Source organism: Microvirga sp. jy35 (genome assembly GCF_056148915.1).
In genome coordinates, this window is record NZ_JBWBEW010000011.1 from 142,535 (window position 1) to 162,419 (window position 19,885).

Consider the following 19,885-nt stretch of genomic DNA (forward strand, 5'->3'; position numbering starts at 1 on the left):
GTTCCAGGCCTACTCGCGCCTGGATCCTCATATGCCGACATCCCAAAAGCTACTTTGTTCGTCTTCGGATGGAATTCGACCTTGCGTAACGCTTTTCAAGGAAAGCGGGTTCCCGAGTCTTCTAAATATTTTTCCGCGGTCGCCTTCCGGCGAAGCAGCGAACCTGTCCTTCGAGCTATATAGGCAACGGGCCGTGAGCGAAGGGCCATTGCCCGAAGCGTCGGGTTACGCTCTCATGATGGCTGCCGCTCCGGAATGAAGGCGCGGTCAAGGACACCAAATCCTAGGGAGCCGCCATGTCATCCTCTTCCTGCTCCACGCGCCGGCGCATGCTTGGCCTTCTGCTCGGAGCCGCCGCCGGCCTCGCCTCGGGAGCCGCGCTTGCCCAGCCGGCTACCTATCCGACACGGCCCGTCCGCGTCATCGTGCCATTCACGCCAGGTGGCACCACGGACATCTTCGCCCGGCTTGTGGGCGAGAAGCTGTCCCAGTCCCTTGGCCAGCAATTCGTCATCGAGAACCGCGGCGGCGCCGGCGGCAATATCGGGGCCGACGCGGTCGCAAAGGCTGAGCCGGACGGGTACATGCTGGTCATGGGCACGGTGGGCACTCATGCCATCAACCCGAGCCTCTATGCCAAGATGCCGTATGACGCGCTCACGGATTTCGCGCCGGTCGCCTACGTCGCTGGCGTGCCGAACCTGATGGTTGTCAGCCCCAAGAAGGTGAAGGCCACCACCGTGCAGGAATTCATCGCCGAGGCGAAGGCTACTCCCGGCAAGATGACCATGGCCTCTTCCGGCAACGGCACCTCGATCCATCTCTCCGGCGAGCTCTTCAAGCAGATGACCGGCATCGAGATGCCTCACGTGCCCTATCGCGGCAGCGGGCCAGCGGTGAACGATCTGATCGGCGGCCAGGTGGACGTCATGTTCGACAACCTCCCCTCCTCGATCGAGCATGTGCGCGGCGGCAATCTCCGGGCGCTGGCGGTCACGTCATCCAAACGCTCCCCGGCCCTTCCCGACAAGCCTACGCTCGCGGAAGCAGGCCTTCCCGGCTTCGAGGCGACGAGCTGGTTCGCGCTCTTTGCCCCGAAGGGCACGCCTCCTGACATCACGAACAAGCTGAACCAGGAAGTCCGGAAGGCGCTGGAAACGCCGGAGCTGCAGAAGCGCTTTGCCGATCTCGGCGGCGAGATCCAGCCCATGAGCCCGGTTGAGCTGATGAGCTATGTCAGGGCCGAGCACGAGAAATGGGCGAAGGTGGTCAAAGCATCGGGCGCGAAGGTCGACTGACGGCTGCTGTGGCTGGGGCTGCTCTGGCAGCCCCAGCCGACACGGGTGATCTGCTAGTATTCCATTTCGAACCCAAGGCCAACGGAAGTGCCGCCTTCGGCATTCACCTCGCCCTGCGCCTTGAGCCGCCGCGTCAGGTCGATATCCACCGTGACGCCGCTTTCCTCCGGCCGGGCGCCGGCTCTGACGCCCACGCGGACATTGTCGCTGATATAGCGGGAGACGCCCACGCCCGGCCCGCCACCGGCACCGACCGTGATGTCGAGGCTGTCGACGCCCAGCGACCGGCGCAGGCGCTCGAACGCATCGTTGCCGGAACCGCCGGAGAGCTGTGCTACGGCCTGCGCAAGCTGCAGGGCCTGCCCGGCCGAGAGGCCGCCCGAAGGCTTCTGGAACAGGACGCGGGACAGCACCTCGTCCTGCGGCAGGTCGGGCTCGGAGCTGAATGAGAATTCCGGGCTCGAGGCAGGCCCGGTCACCGCAATGCGCGCCGTGACGTCACCGGCCTGCGTTTCCGCCAGGAAATCGAGCGACGGCGTGAGATCGCCGGTGAAGTCCAGGCGGCCGCGCACGAACTCGATCCTCTGTCCCAGGAGATCGAAGCGTCCGCGGCGCAACTCGAAGGCGCCGATGGCGACGGGATCCTGGGTCGTGCCCTGAAGCCTCAGGTCGCCGCCGAGCTCCGCATTGATCCCCCGTCCCCGGACGAAGATTCGATTCTGCGCCGTCAACGTCAGATCGAGCTCCGCCCTGAACGGCGTGCCCCGGGCAGAGGCGGATTGCCGCCGCTGGGCCAGGGCAAGCCGTGCTGCGGCGGTCGGCGTGGGACGCACGTGCTTCGTTCCGGGCAGTGGCCGCAAGGTCGTCGGCAACCGGTCGGGCACCGAGACATTCATCGTGATGATGTCGATCCGCCCCGCCGCGCGCGGCCGACTGGTCAGGGGCCCGGAGAGGGTCAGGTCCAGGTCAGCAATCGCCTCCACGGTTTCGTTGGACACGAGCTGCGCCCGGCTGCCTGTGATCCTGATCTCGCCGGGAAAACCTGCAGCCGGATCGATGGTCACCTGCCCCCGGGCCGCAAGGGAGCCGCCGTTCTGCGTCTGCGCCGTGAGGGTTTCGATGACGAGCACCTTTCCGCGCGCGGCCAACCGGCCGCCAATGGCGTTCAGCTGGATGCCCTGGAGCGCATCGGAGAAGCTGCCATTGGCGATGGTGACACTTCCCTCGATGCGGGGATCGGCCGTTGTTCCAGCGATGGAGAGGTCCAGGTTGGCCGCACCGGCGAGGCGCTGGCCGGAGGCCGACAGGACCGTGTTTGCTATGGCAAGGTCGACGCGGCCCGAAACCCTGAGCGCAAGACTACCATTCGCGTCGATTGGAACGCTCCCAGACACCTGGAAAGTGCCGGTGCGCCCAGCCGAGACCCGCGCATCGACTCCAACGCGCTGATCGGCCAGCCGGCCCTGCGCCTCGATGCCGAGCGGCGGCAGCCCTGCCTGACGGGTCTGTGCGGTCGCGAGACCGGACAGGGTGATGCGGTAGGTTCCGGTTGGATTGCTTGCGGTTCCGGCAACAGAGGCGCTGCCGTTGACCGTGCCGGCAAGTCCGAGATTAGGCATGACGATTTCCGCCGTCTGGAGCGGAAGATTGCGGATGTCGACCGCGAGATCGAGCCTGTCACCGATGGTGCCGGACAGGGCTACGCGTCCCTGATCCGCCGCGATGACGACATTGGACAGGGTGACCGAGCCGTCCTGCAACGCAATGGTGGCCGGCTGAGCCAAGGACAGGCGCCTGCCGCCGCGGCGCGCGGTGAACGAGGCAAGCTCGATCCGTGTCGCATCGCCCGGCACGACGCGACCCTGCGCATCGAGATCGAAGCCCTGCCCCGTTGCCGAGGCGGTAAAGCGCGAGGCCTCGGGCGTGCCTTCAGCCGTGAAGCGCACATCCCGGTAGGTCTGGCCGCCGGCCGACACCGCAGCTGCGGACACGGAGCCGTCGATCACCGGGCGACGGTACAGGTCCTGAACCGTGAGCCGCGTGTCGAAATCCCGCACGGTGATGTCGGCCACGGCGAAGCGCGCGCCGCGTGCGGTGACCTGTACGTCCTGCCCGCCGCCCCGCGCATTGAGAGACACGACGGCGTCGAGAGCTCCATCGAGTTTCGTCAGCACCAGCGGGGAGAGATCATCGAAGTTGCTGCCGGACAGGGAGATTTCACCCTGCGCCAGCTGATCGGGGGTCAGCCGAAGATTTCCGTTGAGGGCCACCGAGCCGATGTCGATGTCGAGCCGGTCGAGCAGCCAGCCGCCTTCCGGGGGCCTAGCCAGATGCAGGGAGCCTGTCGCCGGCTTGTCGTCGACCCGCCCATCCAGTGTGAGAGCCGCGTCGAGTGCGCCCGTCACATCGCGGGCATTGAGGTCGAGGACGAGGCGCGGGATGGAGCGCCCGAGCGCGCGAACATCGGTGAGCGTCGCGGTGCCGGTCACGTCGGGGCGTTCGAGGGAGCCCGTCAGGCGCGCTGCGACAGCCGCCCGCCCTGCGGTGACGCGCTCATCCACATGCCTCAATTCGTCGATTGTGACGTCGAGACCCAGGTTCGCTGCCGATTGCGTCGCCTGCCCGTCCAGGCGGGCGTCGACATGCGCACCGTCCAGGCGGAAATTGTCGAACGCGAAACCGTTCGGGATGCGGCGCAAGGTGCCCGCGGCAGTCACCGTGCGGCCCAGAAGACCGTCGAGGGCGGGCATTCCGGTCGAAAGCTCGCGGAGCCGCGCATCGACAGCTGCCGCCATGTCGTAGCGTCTCGGATTGCCGGAGAGCCGGGCCGTGAGATCCGCCGAGCCTCGCAGCGTTCGCCCGGCGATGCCCGAGAACGGCGCGAGTGCCGGGATGTTCGCATTGAGCGTACCATCGAGGACCGTCGCTCCGACCCTTCCGTTGAAGCTCGCCCGCGCGGTTGATGTCTCGATGCGCGCCGTCTCGACGCCGGCAATTCCTTCGAGATCAAAGGAGCCGCGGGAGGTAACCGCAAGGGTGGTTCCGATCGCCCGCGCCAGCGCCTGATCGGCGGGGCGAATCCCGCTGGCATTGGCATCGATCGCGAAGGAGAACCGGTCCGGAGGGGAGACGCCCTCCACCGGGCTCATGGTCACGCGGGCATTCAGCGCATCGAGGGAGCCTTCCGGCAGCCGGATTTCGGCGGCATCCAGGTTGCCGTTGACGCGCGGAGCGGTCAGCGGTCCCTGCACGGTGCCGTCGAAATTGAGCCGGGCAATCTCAGCCGCGCCAGCGCGCGTTCGGTTGCCATCGGTCGGCAAGGCGCGGGCGTTGAGCCGGATGTCGAGTACCTGACCGGAGCTGATCGTCCCATTCATGTCGAAGCGTGCAACGTTCGACGTGATCTGAACCGGCTGGAAGCGGATGGCGCCGTCATCCGAAACGTTCACATTGCCGACGAGCTGCGTGGTGCCGCTGAAGACCGCTGCGGCTGGCGCGGGCAGCAACCCTTCGATGCGGGCTGCGAGGTCCACGTTCAAGTCATAAGCCGCGTTCGTGCGCCGCACCGTCGTGGTGCCCGCCGCTCCGATCGTCGGACCGGCGGAGAAATCGAGCCGCGCAGCGAAATCGCTCAAAGGCCCCTGCCCCGCCAGCTTCAGATCGACGGGCGGAAGGCCGGGAAGGTCCAGAAGCCGAGCCGCGATGCCGCCTGCCGGCTCCTGGTGGGTGAGATCGAGCGCGAGGCGGTTCGTCTGCGGCACGTAGTTGAGATCGATCGACAATTGGCCGGGAGCGTCCAGGCGCTGCGCCGCGAAGGTCAGGTCGAGCCCTTCCGACGGGTTTCCGATCTGTGCGGAGCCGGCCGCCGAAAGCCGCGCCTGGGTGCCCACCACCGGTTCGCCGAGCACCAGTTCCTGCAGGGCAAAGCGGTCGACGATGACCCGGACCGGCAGCTCTGGCAGGATCGGCTCGTCTGAAACCGGCGCGCCCTCCTCGGCGGGCAACGGCCGGCGCTGGACCTGGAGACGGCCAATGGTGAGTTCGTCGACCTGCAGCCGCCCGCGCAGGAGCGCCGTCCGGCTCCAGACCAGGTTGGCGCGGTCGAGATTGAGCCATACGCCGTCTCGATCCGAGATGCGCACATCCCGGATCACAGCGTTCGAAGACAGTGCTCCCTCGATGCTGCCGATGCTGACCTGGGTGGTCGGCGTGGAGAGGAGGCGCGAAATCAGGCTAGCCAGCACGCCCTGATCGCTCTGCGCCTGGCTCGGACGCGAGACGAGGAACCAGGAGGCAACCAGCGCTACAGCGAGGACAACCGTCAGCAGGGAGAGGGAGCGGATTGGCTTTTTCATCAGAAGGCCTGCCCGATTCCGACATAGATGGCGTAGGAGGGATCACCCCGCTCCGGATTGACCGGGATCGCCACATCCAGGCGGATGGGGCCGATTCCGGTGTAGTAGCGCAGGCCCAGACCGGCACCGATGCGGATGCGCTCGTCGAAATCCGGATAGCTCGACTCGAAGGCGGTGCCCGCATCGACGAAGGGCACGATGCCGATCGTGTCGGTGATCTTGATCCGGGCCTCGAGGGATGCCTCCAGCAGGCTCCGGCCGCCGACCGGCTCGCCCAGGAAGGTCGGGCCAAGGGTCCTGTAGGAATAGCCTCGAACAGAGCCTCCGCCACCCGCGAAGAAGCGTCGGTTGGCGGGAATTTCGTCGAGATCAGCTCCGACGATGGAGCCGAGACCGATGCGCCCGGCCAGCACGTAGCGCGCCTCCTCGTCCAGCGCGTAATAGGCAGACGCAGTCCCCCTGGCGACCGTGATGGGAACGGAGGAGCCGAGAAACTCCGGATAGGGCGTGACCGAGGCGATGAGCCTGATGCCTTCCGTGGGATTGAGGGGGCTGTCGGTGGAATCGTAGCTGAGGGAAACCGGCAGTCCGACCAGGGTGTAGTCGATCTGCCCGAGTACATCCGAGGTCTGCCCTCGTTCGTACTCGATCCCGCCCTGGATCGAGAACGTCTCGCTGAACCGGTGGCGGATGGCTGCGGTCGCGTTCACGAGGCGGCTGGTATAGCCCTCCGTGCGGTCCCGCTCCACAATGGCATCGACGAGCAGGTCGTTGCGGGTTCCCCACAGGGCCGGCTTCAGGAAGCTCGCGCGGAAACGGCCGCCGAGATCGCTCCAATCGAAATCCTCGTCCCGGTCCGGCTGGCCGCCATCCTCGGTCAGGTAGAAGAGATTACCTTCGAACCTCAGCCGCTCGGCGCCGCCGAACAGGTTGCGATGTGCCCAATAGGCTCGGAGCGCCGGCCCATCCGTCGTCGAATACTGGGCCGAGGCCCCGATGATGCGCGGCGGACGCTCTGTTAGTTCCACGAAGAGCGGCAGGTTCCCATAGGCATCGAGGGTCTCGGCTTCCCTGATCCGCACGGAGGACAGTGCCTCGATCTGAGAGATCGACTTGCGCATCGACGCCAGTTCCGCAGGCGAGTAGGGATCACCTGGCTCGGTGTAGATGAAGGAGCGCACCACGGCCGGATCGACGCCCTCGGCGCCCCGGATGGTGATGGGGCCGATGCCCGCGCGGGGGCCCGGATCGAATGCGAGGCTGATGTCCATCGCCTGAGCCGGATGGAACACCACAGGCTCGCGCCGCTCCACCTTGGCGAAGGGTCGGGACTCCGCGCGGAAATGATCGACGATGCGCGCTTCTGCTGCCAGGATATCGGCAGAACGCGCGGGATCGCCCGGTTCGATCTGCACGACCCGCGGCGGAAGCTCGCCCGGAAGGAAAGGCTGCCCAGTCCTCGCGTTCACAACCGAGACATCCCGCAGGGCGAATTGAGTTCCAGGCTCCGCGATGATCTGAACGGGCACGAGGGCCCGCGCGCGATATCCTGCCACCGCACTCGTCGCGGCATCAGCGCGGGGCGATTGAAGCGTCAACGGCACACCGGCGACGCTGATCGCGACGCGGGCATTGTAGTACCCCGCCCCCCAGAGCGCATCGATCAGGCGCGGCAGATCGTCCTGGGCACGGGCAACCAAGGCTGCGGCGTCCGGCGGAGGATCCGACTGGAGGCTCTGGAGGGTTGATGCATCCTTCAGGGTCTGCTCAAGATTTTTCGGATCGCCTGCGACAGCGTAGTCAAGGGAATAAGGCAGGGCTTCCGCGCTGGGAGCAGGCGGCTCGTCGCTTCCGCCAAACCATCCAAACAGATCGAACGCGACGGCATGATTGGACGGCAGCCCACTCAACAGAACGCCTACCAGGAAGAGAAACGCCGTCCTTCGTTTGGTGCTCAACCGCAGCACTTGAGGCACTCTCTCCCTGATGCAGATCTGGTTACCGATCCCCAACGCGCCTCCAGTGTTTCGGGAGACGTGTTGCGATGTGTCGAGGTTTGTCAGGTGCGTACCTAACCATAGTTTCCCTGGCGGCAAAACCCCGCCCAGATGATTTCAAGTTGATTGTTAATGAAAGGCATCCGCAAAGGCGAAACGTGAGGAAAACATCCACATTGCGCGCAGCGACAACGCCTGCGCGATGAATATCCCTAGCAGCAGGGGCTCTTAAATCTGCCCAAATATTGCCACCATTTCGTCGTTTTCTGATTTGCTGGGACAGACGCCGATGCCGTTCATGCTCTTTTGTTTCACATGAAACAAAGACACTTCGCATGGCGTCCTTCAGTCCTCCGACAGCCAAGCCTGATTGACCGCCAGTTCCATCGGGTGTAATTTTCAAGGCAGCTGCAGGCCAGTATCAAGTTGCTGCGTTGTATAGAGCAGCCGCCTTACAGCCGATGCTGATTGTTGAATGCGTTTTGGTTTGGGGCTTCTTTGGTAGTGTCTCAATCAAAACATAGCTACGACGCAAAAAAATAGAGTTGCGCCTTCTGCTTCAGATCCGCAGCCTGCTCAAGGCAAGGATGGTGAGGAATGGCTGTAGCGCTCATACTCGTGCTTGTCGCTGTCGGCTCAGTGGTCTTCCACATCGTGAGCCCCTGGTGGTGGACGCCGATTGCATCGAACTGGCGCTATATCGACAACACGATCATCATCACCTTCTGGATCACGGGCGCGGTATTCGTCGCGATCATCCTCTTCATGGCATACTGCGTCTACCGCTTTCGCCATCAGGAAGGCCGGCAGGCCCATTACGAGCCTGAGAACAAGCGCCTGGAATGGTGGCTGACCATTGTGACCGGCGTAGGCGTCGCGGCGATGCTGGCGCCTGGTCTGTTCGTCTGGCAGCAGTTCATCACCGTGCCCGACGACGCAACCGACATCGAGATCTTCGGTCAGCAATGGCAATGGAGCTTCAGGTTGCCCGGACCGGACGGCCAGCTCGCCACATCCGACACACGCCTGATCAGCCCTGACAATCCGCTCGGCCTGAACCGAGACGATCCGAAATCGCAGGATGATGTGATCATCGAGGGCGGGGAACTGCATCTGCCGGTCAACAGACCAGTCAAGGCTCTTCTGCGCTCCCCCGATGTCCTCCATAACTTCTACGTGCCGGAGTTCCGGGCCAAGATGGATCTGGTGCCCGGACAGGTCTCCTACATCTGGTTCACGCCGACGAGGACCGGGACCTTCGAGATCCTCTGCGCCGAGCTGTGTGGCGTTGGACATCCGCAGATGCGCGGGAAGGTCATCGTTCAGGAAGAGAGCGAATATCAGGCATGGCTGCACGATCAGGCGTCGACCAATTTCGCACGTCTGACGCCGGGCGCAAGGAACGGAGCCGTCATGCCTGACTAACTGGAGAGACGTACGAGAAGCCGGGGAGAACGTCCTGATGGTTGATGTCCCACTTGGATCGACAGGAGTGGTCGCAGCGCCCGATGTCGAGGACGTCGAGCTCTATCACCCGCACAGCTGGGTGACAAAATACGTCTTCAGCCAGGACGCAAAGATTATCGCCATCCAATATTCCTTCGTGGCACTTTCCGTCGGCCTCATCGCCCTTGTCCTGTCATGGCTGATGCGCCTGCAGCTGGGCTTTCCCGGCGTCTTCTCCTTCATCGATGCGAATGCGTACTACCAGTTCATCACCATGCACGGCATGATGATGGTGGTCTATGTGCTCACCGCGCTCTTTCTCGGGGGCTTCGGGAATTACCTCATCCCGCTGATGATCGGCGCGCGCGACATGGTCTTTCCCTATGTCAACATGCTGAGCTTCTGGATCTATCTCCTGGCGGTCCTCATCCTCGTAGCAAGCTTCTTCGTGCCGGGCGGACCCACGGGAGCGGGCTGGACGCTCTATCCACCGCAGGCCATCACGACCGGCACGCCGGGAGGTCAGGAATGGGGCATCATCCTGATGCTCGTGTCGCTGATGGTCTTCATCATCGGCTTCACCATGGGTGGCCTGAACTATGTGGTGACGGTGCTGCAGGCCCGCGCGCGGGGCATGACGCTGATGCGCATGCCGCTCACCGTCTGGGGCATCTTCACGGCGAGCTTCATGGCGCTGCTCGCCTTTCCGGCGCTGTTCGTCGGCGCCGTGATGATGCTGTTCGATCGGGTGCTCGGAACCAGCTTCTTCATGCCCGCCATGGTGGAGATGGGGCAGCCGCTGGACCGCAACGGCGGGAGCCCCCTCCTCTTCCAGCACCTCTTCTGGTTCTTCGGGCACCCCGAGGTCTACATCGTCGCTCTGCCGGCCTTCGGAATCGTCTCGGACCTCATCAGCACCCATGCGCGCCGCAACATCTTCGGCTACCGCATGATGGTCTGGGCGCTGCTGGCCATTGGGGCGCTGAGCTTCATCGTCTGGGCGCACCACATGTATGTGAGCGGCATGAACCCTTACTTCGGGTTCTTCTTCGCCACCACGACGCTGATCATCGCTATCCCGACGGCGATCAAGGTCTATAACTGGATCCTCACGCTCTGGCGGGGAGACATCCACCTCACCGCCCCCATGCTGTTCGCGCTAGCCTTCATCGTCACCTTCCTGAACGGCGGCCTCACCGGGCTCTTCCTCGGCAACGTTGTCGTGGACGTTCCGCTCTCGGACACGATGTTCGTCGTCGCGCATTTCCACATGGTCATGGGCGTGGCGCCGATCCTCGTGATCTTCGGTGCGATCTACCATTGGTATCCGAAGGTGACCGGGCGGATGCTGAACGACGCGCTCGGCAAGGTCCACTTCTGGGTCACGTTCCTCGGGGCCTATGCGATCTTCTTCCCCATGCATTATCTGGGCCTGATGGGAATTCCGCGCCGATACCATGACATCGCCGACATGGCCTTCGTACCGCCCTCGGCCCATGCTCTGAATGCTTTCATCACCATCGTGGCGCTGATCGTCGGCGCAGCCCAGCTGGTCTTCGTGTTCAATCTCTTCTGGAGCCTGCGCCACGGCAGGCAAGCAGGCGGCAACCCGTGGCGCGCCACCACCCTGGAATGGCAGACGCCCGAAACTCCGCCACCTCACGGCAACTGGGGCAAGCATCTGCCCGTCGTCTATCGTTGGGCATATGATTACAGCGTGCCGGGGGCAGACCAGGATTTCCTGGCCCAGAACCAGCCGGGGCCCACACGCGCCGCACCGGGAGCGGGTCATGGGTAGCATCCTGTTCTTCCTCACCGTGCTGGCGATCATCGCGACATGGTGGCTCTCGCAGCAAGGCTTGGCGTCCAAGCCATGGCTGGAACAGGGAGAAGCGGCCGTCTTGCCTAACCTGCCTGTTCAACCGACCTCCCCGGCAACAATCGGGCTGCGTGTCTTCCTGGCCGTCGTGGGCTCCTTCTTCGCGCTCTTCATCAGTGCCTATACGATGCGCATGCAGCTCCCGGACTGGCGCGCCTTGCCGCTCCCGCCGATCCTCTGGCTCAACACGATCATGCTCGTCTTGAGCAGCATCGCACTCCATGGCGCGAAGGTCGCTGTGCGTCGGGGCGAGAGAACCGAACTCAAAGTGTGCCTGATTGCAGCCGGCATCTCGGCTCTGGCCTTCCTGTCGGGGCAGCTCGTCGCCTGGCAGGAACTGGCGAACGAAGGCTACCGCCTCACGGCCAACCCGGCCAATGACTTCTTCTACGTCCTGACCGGAGCGCACGGCCTTCATCTCCTGGGCGGGCTGGTGGCATTGGCTCGTACCACCGAGCGGGCATGGCGTGTACCCGCAGCCGAACGATTGCGCCTGCCGGTGGAGCTTTGCGCCACATACTGGCACTTCCTGCTTCTGCTCTGGATTCTCCTCTTGAGCATCTGGGTGGGCTGGGCCGGCGAGTTCATAGACCTCTGTCGGCAGTTGCTGACCTGAATGGAGCCCTGCTCATGGCGGAACAGGCTGTGACGGACACGACACATACCTACCCCGAGGCTTCGGGCCTTCGAAGCATCGCTGCCGACTTCTCCTCGGACCGGCAGGCTTTCAGGAATGTCTCCTGGGGAAAAGCCATGATGTGGATCTTTCTCCTCAGCGACACCTTCGTATTCAGCTGCTTCCTGATCTCCTACATGACTGCGCGCATGTCCACGACCGTGCCATGGCCGAACGCGAGCGAAGTCTTCGCCCTCACCATCGGAGGCGTCACCCTGCCCCTCATCCTGATTGCGATCATGACCTTCGTGCTGATCAGCAGCAGCGGCACCATGGCTATGGCCGTGAACTTCGCCTATCGTCGCGACCGCAAGAAGACAGCGTCCCTGATGCTCCTCACAGCCCTGCTCGGAGCCGCCTTCGTCGGCATGCAGGCGTTCGAGTGGACCAAACTGATTCATGAAGGCGTACGCCCGTGGGCCAATCCCTGGGGCGCAGCGCAGTTCGGTTCGAGCTTCTTCATGATCACGGGCTTTCACGGCACCCATGTGAGCTTCGGCGTGCTGTTTCTCCTGATCGTCGCCAGAAAGGTCTGGCGGGGCGACTACGATCAGGAAAGGCGCGGCTTCTTCACGAGTCGCAGGGGGAAGTACGAGGCGGTGGAGATCATGGGTCTCTATTGGCACTTCGTCGACCTTGTCTGGGTCTTCATCTTCGCCTTCTTCTATCTCTGGTGAGCACGGTCATGGCACAGGCATCCGCCCACGAGCAGGGACAGCAGCATCCGATCAGGCTCTACCTCGTGGTCTGGACCTGGCTGTTTGTCCTGAGCGCCTGCTCTTACTTCGTCGACTACTTCCAGCTTCAGGGGGGACTGCGATATTCGCTCATCCTCCTGTTCATGATGCTGAAGGCCGGGCTTATCATGGCTGTCTTCATGCACATGGCTTGGGAGCGCCTCTCCCTGGTCTATGCCATCCTGGTGCCAATCAGCGCCGTGCTGGTCTTCGTGGCTATCATGGCGCTGGAATCGGACTACACGCTCCTGTCCCGGATATCATTCTTCAGGACGGGCACCTGATCGGCAGAAAGGCCGCTCTTTTTCGAGAACCGCCTTTAGCCTTTATGGATAATCTATGCCGCCGGATGAGCTTCGTCCGGATGAGGAGGCTCCACCACCCGGCGATACAGATGCCAAGTCGCGTGTCCGAGCACCGGCATGACGATGGCGAGCCCTACGAAAAGCGGGATTGATCCGACGAGGAGCCCTGCCGCCACGATCAGACCCCACAGAGCCATGGTGAGCGGGTTCATCACCACGGCCTTAACTGACGTGTAGATGGCCACAGCCACCCCAACATCCCGGTCGAGCAGGAGCGGGAACGAGATGACGCTGATGCTCAGAACCGCAACGGCGAAACAGAAGCCGAGAATGTTGCCGATGACGATCAGCCTCATGCCCTCGGAGGTTGCGAGCACCTGATTGACGAACTGAGAGTATGACGCGGGTACCTCATAGCCGAAGATTCCCTGGTACAGCATGCGCGCCGATGTCAACCACACGAGGAAGATCACCAGCAACAGGGCGCCGAGCGCGGCGATTGAAGGGATCGACGGCGATTTGAGGACATCGAACGCATCCTGCCAGGAGGTGGCTAGGCCGAGTTCCCGTCGTCTGCTGATCTCGTAGAGGCCGATGGCCGCGAAGGGGCCGACCAGAGCGAAGCCTGAGGCCAGGGGATAGAGCAGTGGCAGGGCATTGTTGCTGAACGTCAGCGCTGCGAGACACACGCCGAGGACGGGATAGATCAGCCCGAGGAAGACGAGATGGGACGGCATTGCCCAAAAATCATCAAACCCCTTCGCCAGCGCCTCCTTCAGATCAGCGGGCGTGATTTTCTTGACAATCGGGTGGGCCGGGGTCTCGGTTGCGCCGGCGACAACATGAAAATGGGCCATAACCGCTCCTCCAGGGCTGAACCTTGGCAGCTGGGATCACGACCATGCGTGGCGATGCGACGGTCACGCATAACCGCAACCTATGCAATGAGTATACCCTCGAACAAGAAAAATGTCGCCCTTGAATGGATTCTCAGGCGTCAGGAGCCACAGCCACATCCTCCTATATGATTTGCGCAGTGCAGCATCGACTGCCGGAAGCGGTTTTCATATGTTCCTCTTGCAGTTCTAGGCGAAGCCATGCTTGGTTTCGTGGCACGAGCACATGGCGCGGAATACATCACGTGCCGATCCTGAACCTTGAGATGGCGAGGCCTCCGTTGGCGGACTGGAATGCTGGACAATACCTGAAATTCGAAGATGAGCGGACGCGGCCTGCAATTGACCTGATCAGGCGCATCCCCCTGGAAGAGATCCGCAGCGCCGTCGATATCGGGTGCGGTCCAGGAAACAGCACGGAACTGATCGTCAATCGCTACACCGGCGCGCGCGTGCTCGGCCTCGACAACTCGCCCGACATGCTCGCCAAGGCGCGGGTACGTCTGCCGGAGGTGAGCTTTCAGGAAGCGGATATCGCGACGTGGAATCCTGACGAACGCTACGATCTGATCTACGCCAATGCCGTTCTGCAATGGCTGCCGGATCATCAACGCCTGCTCGCACGCCTCGCCTCTCTTCTGGAAACTGGAGGATGTCTTGCGGTTCAGATGCCCAACAACCTGCATGAGCCCTCTCACAGGCTCATGCAGAAGGTCGCTCAGGAGGGGTCCTGGGCGGTAAAGCTCAAAGCTGCGTCCCTGGCTCGCGAGGAGATCGGATCCTTCGAGAACTACTATTCCTGGCTGCGGCAGGCGGGATGCTCGGCGGATCTGTGGCAGACGACCTATGTTCATCCCCTTGCGAATGCGGGAGCCATTGTCGAGTGGTTCAAGAGCACGGGGCTAAGACCCTACCTCGATCCTCTCACTCCGGTGGAGCAATCCGAGTACCTGGACCGGTACCGCGCCGAGATCGAGAGGGCCTACCCGGCCCAGCAGGAAGGCAAGGTTCTTCTGCGCTTTCCGCGCCTGTTCTTTGTTGCTCAACGACTGTGAGCTGATTCCGAAAACTGCCGCGTGCAATTAAATCCGCATAGACAGAATACCGGAAAGTGCAATCCGGCACATCCCTGGTTCCTTCATGTCCTCCATAGTATAACCTATGGATATCTGTCGTCGATCCAAGACAACAGGCTGCCCTCAGCAGCGGAGGAACATTATGACACAGCGTCAGACAAGCCACCGGGCAGTTTATCTTGCCGCGACGTGGCTTGTCCTTCTGGGCACCCTGTTTCATCTGTCTTCGAGCGAAACTGCTCTGGCGCAAGGCGTCGGCTGCGTGCTTCAGACTGCAGCAGCTCCACAGCGGCAGATCCTGCGCTGCCGGGACGGCCTCACCATCGAGGCTGAAGCGGGAGCCGCCTACGGCCTCGTGGACCGGAACCGGGATGGCCAGCCCGATGCTGTGAGCCTGCAGGGCCGCGCCATCTTCATCGACGCGCCGGCACGATCCGCCCGGCAAGGATTCCAGATCATGACGCCGCAGGCCATTGCCGCCGTGCGCGGGACACAATGGGCCGTCGACGTCAGTGGCAGCAGGACCTCAGTCTTCGTGGTAACCGGACGGGTCGCCGTCCGGCGGGTCTCGGGCAATACCCGGGGCGTCAGTCTTGGGCCTGGAGAAGGCGTTGATGTGGAGGCTGGCACGTCACCCCTCGTCGTGCGGCGCTGGCCCGCCGCCCGCGCGGCCGCCCTCCTCGCCCGCCTTGGGCGATAGAAGCCGCATGGGCAGGCGATTTGCCATTCCGCTGATCGCCGCTACCCTCGCGGGATTCTGGGGCGCAGGGCTGTCCCTTCTGCACTGGCAGGGCAACTCGGCGCTGCTCGACCGGCTGGAAGCACCTCTCGCCGACATGAGGTTTCTGATCGAAGGACCACGCCCTGAACCGGACGGTGTGACGATCGTGGCCATCGATGACGAGACCGTGCAGCAGGTCGGCACCTATCCCCTGCCGCGCACCACGATGGCGCAGCTCGTCTCGGTCGTGGGACGCATGCAGCCGAAGGCCGTGGCACTCGACATTCTTTTCCTCGATCCAGGCTCTGCGGAGGGTGATCGTGCGCTGGCCAAGGCGCTGGGCGAAACACGGAGCGTCCTGGCAGCTGCAGGCCTGTTCGAGCGCAACGCGCCGCATGCTCCCGACTCGGCCGCACCTGCGTCCAACGACCTCTCGTCGGTCCAGAGGCTCCTCCTGCCGATCGAGACTCTGGCCAGGGCTTCGGCAGTCGGTGTCGTGAACATCGCCACGGATCCGTCCGGTGTACCGCGACACATTCCACTTATGGTCCGCTCAGGCTCTCAGATCATCCCGTCCTTCCCGCTGCGCACGGTGTCGGCTGCGATGGAACGCGATCCAGTTCTGAGCGGTGATGAGATCGCCATCGGCGATGTGGCGATGAGCACTGACGTCGGATATGCCCTTCCCCTCCGCTTCTATGGTCCGGCCGGCACCATTCGAACCGTCAGCGCAAGCCGGGTCCTGCAGGGGCAGGCCGATGAAGAGGCCTTTCGAGGGCGGATCGTCGTGATCGGCGCGACCGTAACGGGAGGCGGCGACACCTTTCCGACCCCCTTCGATCCCGTGCTGCCGGGTGCGGAGGTTCTGGCCACTGCCATGGCACATCTCATGAATGGCGACGGGTTGGTGCGTGACGGACGTGTGCGTCTTGTCGACGGTTCCGTTGCAATTCTGCTGCCGATCCTGTTTGTCCTTCTCCTCGCCTGGCATCGGGGAATCTGGGGCTTTACGGTTATCGCGATCATTACGGCCACATGGATTGGGCTGACCTTTGCGGCTTTCACACGGGGCATCTGGCTCAGCGCCGCCCTTCCGCTTCTGGCAGCTCTGCCTCCCGCGGTGATTTTCGGAGCGGCTGAGCTCTGGCTCGACCGTCTGCGCGCAGACAGGCTCAGCCTGCAGAGCAAAACCCTGCGCCGCTTCCAACCTCCGAGCCTCACCAAGCGGCTCGCCGAGGATCCGGCATTCCTCATGAAGCCGGTGCGCCAGAAGGCAGCCGTGATCTTCATCGACCTGTCGGGCTTCACAGGCCTCAGCGAGCTCCTCCCTCTCGATGAAACTCGGGAGATGCTGCGCGGCTTCCATGCCCTCGTGGATCAGGAGGCGGTGCGCCACCAGGGTATCGTCGCCAGCTTCATGGGCGATGGCGCAATGATCCTGTTCGGGCTGCCGGATTCCTCGCCCGAGGACGCCTGTCACGCTGTGGAGGCCTGCGTCGGCCTTTGCATGCGGACGGAAGAGTGGATGGCGGAGTTGCCTCAGGCGGTTGCGTCGCAAATCGGCTTCAAGATCGGCGCTCATTTCGGGGAGATCATCGCATCCAGGCTCGGCGGCGACAGCCATCAGCACATCACGGCCATTGGGGACACAGTCAATGTCGCAAGCAGGTTGATGGAAGTCGCCGCCTCGCACGATGCTGATGTCGCCTTGAGTGATGATCTCCACCGCGCGGCAGGCGACTCTTGCTCGATTTTTGAATCCGGTCTCCTGGAAGGAAAATTTCCAACCGCGATCCGTGGCCGGTCCGGTTCCATTGCGATCTGGCTCTGGCGAAGGAGCCGCGGCCTCAGCCGCATGCGTTCGGGCTCCGGTGACATTCACCGGAACCCATTTTAATCCCTATCAATCGTTCGGTTCAGAGCTGTTCGGGCGCTGGCATGCCTGACCCGAACCAGTTCTTCTGCATCAGGGACTTGGCCTCCTCGATCGTCGCCTGATCGCCCTGCGCCTCGGCCGCTCGAAGCAGCCCAGCAGCGGCCCAGCCGTTGTTCGGCGAGCGCTGCAGCGCTTCGCGGAATGCTTTCGCTGCCTCCACAGGCTTGCCCTGTGCCATCAGAGCCGCCCCAAGGGATTGATGCACCGGGTAGTACCAGTAGGGCGGTTCCATGTAAGGCAGCCCGTCCTGGATCGTTGCAGCCTCTGCGAACAGTCCGGCCGCCTGGGCGTGTTCGCCGGCATTCTGCGCAATTCTCGCCTCGATCTCATGCACCGCAATGGAAAGCACGTCCGGCCCGGGCACGCCGGCATCGGGCAGAGCCATGATCTCAGGCCTCTTTGCCAGCGCGTCTATGGCGCCAGCCTCCGAGCGGGCTTCATCAGCTCGCCCGAGACGGGCCAGTGCAACGCCGCGTGCATAGTGCCACGCAGCCTGGACATAGGGAAAATCACCCTTCGGTGCAGGCAGGGCGAGAACGTCCTCAGGCTTGGAGAAAACCGCATGGACATTGAAGGGTGCGGCCATGATCGGCTGCGTCCACGGGACCTCGCGCTGGGCACGCTCCGAGACGATACCGGAAAGTTTCTTCGCAGCCTCTACGGCCGTGCCGCCATCACCTCCGGTCAGGGCCGAGACCATCAGGAAATGAACGTTGTGCGCATAATAGGCCTCGGAATAGAGAAGGCTCGCCCCTCCCTGATTGACGATTGTCTCATCGGCCGCCGCCGCACGCACATTGGCGTCGAGGCTCTCGCGCCAGCGTCCGAGCCGATACCAGATATGGCTCGGCATATGCACCAGATGCCCTGCTCCGGGCATCAGGCCCTCCAGACGCGCCGCATGGGGAGCGGCCCGCTCCGGACGGTCCGATGCCTCGACGGTGTGGATGTAGAGATGAACGGCGCCGGGATGATCCGGCTTGGCTTGTATGGAGCTCGATGGCGCGGTGCCGAGCACGCCCTCCAGCAGAGTGACGATCTTCTCGGTCTTACCCTTCGGCGTCCTGCCGCCGTCGGCCCAGTAATCCCACGGTGTGAGGTTCATGAGGGCATCCGCCGTGAGAACCGCCACGTGCGGATCGCCAGGGAAGCGGGCCTGCACCGCCTCCATGGCATCTGCGTAAGCCTGATCCAGAGCCTTGCGGTCTGCATTGGGATCAGGCGAATGCCGTTTTGAGAGCGCCTCAACCAGCGCGACCTGCAGGTCTCCGTTGGCAGGAGCAAGACCTCGCGCCTTCTCGAGCACAGCGAGCGCGCGCGCATTGGCGTCGGCATCCATTGGATAGTTGATATGAGGGCCGAGCACCCAGGCTTCGCCCCACAGGCACATGGCACAGTTCGGATCGAGGTCCTGCGCCGCGCGGAAGGCGCGTGCTGCTTCCGCATGATTGAAGCCCCAGCCCAGGCGGTAGCCCTGATTGAAATAGGCCTGAGCCTCCCCGTTCGTATCCCTGGTTATGGGCCAGGAGAGAGTGCCGAGATTGTCGCGGAGCAGGGGCTTGGCATCGGACGTGGGGGCTGCTGCGCCACGCGGCAGGTCGCGGCTGTAGGTGCCGAGTTCCGTGCGCTTCGGCTGCACGTCCTTGGCCTGCGGCTGCAGCTGCGCAACCGACATGTGATGGCCCGATCCGTGATGGTTCGGCTTCTGCAGGGCATGCAGCATACGGACCCGCGAACTGTCATGTCCACCGAGGGGGCATGCATAGGCGCCCCCCCCTGCGAGCAAAGCCAGAGCAGCCGTTGCGGCAAGTAGCGCGGATCGCGAGGAACGGAGACGATAGTGAGCGTTGAAGGTCGTCATGATCAGATCCTCCTCCCTTGAAGCAGGCAGGAGAATAGTCTTGAGCGCTCCAGGTGTCGGTGCTCAGCGGCACATGAGATTATATGAATTCTGCGCCGAGCTTCTGCTCTTCCTCTAAGAGCCGTTGGTACAATGTGAGGGCTCAGGTGCGCGTAATGAATACAGTCGCTTGTCTAGCGATGTTCAGGGCAGGAGATCTGCGTCTCCTGCCCCCAAGCTAGCAACAGAATGGCTTTTCTCAGACGCTGTGCTGATCGGCCGAGTGAGACATGCGATCAGAGCGCCTTCTCTCTCGCCTCAGGCGCTTCATCAAGGCGATCGACGCAACCATCGTACGTTCAAGTTCAACCAGAACATTGTTCGTGTCCGGCGTGATCGAGTGGTTCTTTCGTTCCAATTTCATCAGCAGCTTGTTCCGCATTTCCCTTGTTCTACAGGCACGGAATGCCGACACCTGTAGGCTTAGCAAAGCGTTGCAGTGCGGCTGCAATGTGGCAGACATTTACAGGCAGAAACTGCGTAATGATATAGCTACTTCATAACACGAAGCGACGCACACGATGTGGTAGAGAAAAGAAAGCCGCCAGGATCGAAGACCCTGGCGGCTGGCACAGGTTATCGCCTGGATCAGCGCCGGTTCGGATCAAAATGCTTCTTCATCTTGTGACCGTAGGAAGCATAGTCCTTCTGCAGCGACTCCGT

Annotated in this window: 13 protein-coding genes; 9 read left to right on the top strand and 4 right to left on the bottom strand. The window is 63.0% G+C overall.

Going from position 1 to position 19,885, the window contains the following annotated elements; genetic code table 11:
• The first annotated feature begins 296 nt into the window (after positions 1-296).
• Positions 297-1,298, top strand: coding sequence for a Bug family tripartite tricarboxylate transporter substrate binding protein (locus tag AC0QTX_RS11520; RefSeq protein WP_474603962.1), 1,002 nt, complete (start codon positions 297-299; stop codon positions 1,296-1,298).
• A gap of 53 nt (positions 1,299-1,351) precedes the next feature.
• On the opposite strand, the gene AC0QTX_RS11525 is transcribed toward AC0QTX_RS11520, so the two are convergent.
• Entirely contained in the window at positions 1,352-5,653 is a 4,302-nt protein-coding gene (locus tag AC0QTX_RS11525; protein ID WP_474603963.1) for a translocation/assembly module TamB domain-containing protein, read from the bottom strand.
• Positions 5,653-7,611 carry an autotransporter assembly complex protein TamA gene (locus AC0QTX_RS11530; protein WP_474603964.1) on the bottom strand — a complete coding sequence of 653 codons (1,959 nt, stop codon included), beginning with the start codon at positions 7,609-7,611 and terminating at the stop codon, positions 5,653-5,655. The genes AC0QTX_RS11525 and AC0QTX_RS11530 overlap by 1 nt, the downstream gene beginning before the upstream one ends.
• Before the next feature lie 636 nt (positions 7,612-8,247).
• Here AC0QTX_RS11530 and AC0QTX_RS11535 point away from each other — a divergent pair.
• From AC0QTX_RS11535 to AC0QTX_RS11555, 5 genes are read left to right on the top strand one after another with little or no spacing between them, the layout of a single operon-like run.
• Positions 8,248-9,075, top strand: a complete 828-nt coding sequence (locus AC0QTX_RS11535) for a cytochrome c oxidase subunit II (RefSeq protein ID WP_474603965.1) — start codon at positions 8,248-8,250, stop codon at positions 9,073-9,075.
• Positions 9,076-9,112: 37 nt separating this feature from the next.
• Positions 9,113-10,894 carry a cytochrome c oxidase subunit I gene (gene ctaD, locus AC0QTX_RS11540; RefSeq protein ID WP_474603966.1) on the top strand — a complete coding sequence of 594 codons (1,782 nt, stop codon included), beginning with the start codon at positions 9,113-9,115 and terminating at the stop codon, positions 10,892-10,894.
• The gene (locus AC0QTX_RS11545) at positions 10,887-11,591 is read left to right on the top strand and encodes a cytochrome c oxidase subunit 3 (RefSeq protein WP_474603967.1); all 705 of its coding nucleotides are present in this window, start codon (positions 10,887-10,889) and stop codon (positions 11,589-11,591) included. Before ctaD ends, AC0QTX_RS11545 begins: the two co-directional genes overlap by 8 nt.
• Before the next feature lie 14 nt (positions 11,592-11,605).
• Entirely contained in the window at positions 11,606-12,328 is a 723-nt protein-coding gene (locus tag AC0QTX_RS11550) for a heme-copper oxidase subunit III family protein (RefSeq protein WP_474603968.1), read from the top strand.
• Positions 12,329-12,336: 8 nt separating this feature from the next.
• The gene (locus tag AC0QTX_RS11555) at positions 12,337-12,672 is read left to right on the top strand and encodes a cytochrome C oxidase subunit IV family protein (protein ID WP_474603969.1); all 336 of its coding nucleotides are present in this window, start codon (positions 12,337-12,339) and stop codon (positions 12,670-12,672) included.
• A 53-nt stretch (positions 12,673-12,725) separates the two neighbouring features.
• On the opposite strand, the gene AC0QTX_RS11560 is transcribed toward AC0QTX_RS11555, so the two are convergent.
• Positions 12,726-13,550, bottom strand: a complete 825-nt coding sequence (locus AC0QTX_RS11560; protein WP_474603970.1) for a DUF2189 domain-containing protein — start codon at positions 13,548-13,550, stop codon at positions 12,726-12,728.
• 320 nt (positions 13,551-13,870) lie between these two features.
• Here AC0QTX_RS11560 and tam point away from each other — a divergent pair, with 320 nt between their 5' ends.
• From tam to AC0QTX_RS11575, 3 genes are all read left to right on the top strand, one after another.
• Complete coding sequence (tam, locus tag AC0QTX_RS11565) at positions 13,871-14,644, top strand: trans-aconitate 2-methyltransferase (protein WP_474603978.1); 774 nt, start codon at positions 13,871-13,873, stop codon at positions 14,642-14,644.
• Between the two features lie 163 nt (positions 14,645-14,807).
• Positions 14,808-15,365, top strand: a complete 558-nt coding sequence (locus AC0QTX_RS11570; RefSeq protein WP_474603971.1) for a FecR domain-containing protein — start codon at positions 14,808-14,810, stop codon at positions 15,363-15,365.
• Positions 15,366-15,372: 7 nt separating this feature from the next.
• Positions 15,373-17,283 carry a CHASE2 domain-containing protein gene (locus AC0QTX_RS11575; RefSeq protein WP_474603972.1) on the top strand — a complete coding sequence of 637 codons (1,911 nt, stop codon included), beginning with the start codon at positions 15,373-15,375 and terminating at the stop codon, positions 17,281-17,283.
• A gap of 19 nt (positions 17,284-17,302) precedes the next feature.
• Here the strand turns inward: AC0QTX_RS11575 and AC0QTX_RS11580 are convergent, their stop codons facing one another.
• The gene (locus AC0QTX_RS11580; protein WP_474603973.1) at positions 17,303-19,183 is read right to left on the bottom strand and encodes a tetratricopeptide repeat protein; all 1,881 of its coding nucleotides are present in this window, start codon (positions 19,181-19,183) and stop codon (positions 17,303-17,305) included.
• Between the last annotated feature and the right edge of the window lie 702 nt (positions 19,184-19,885).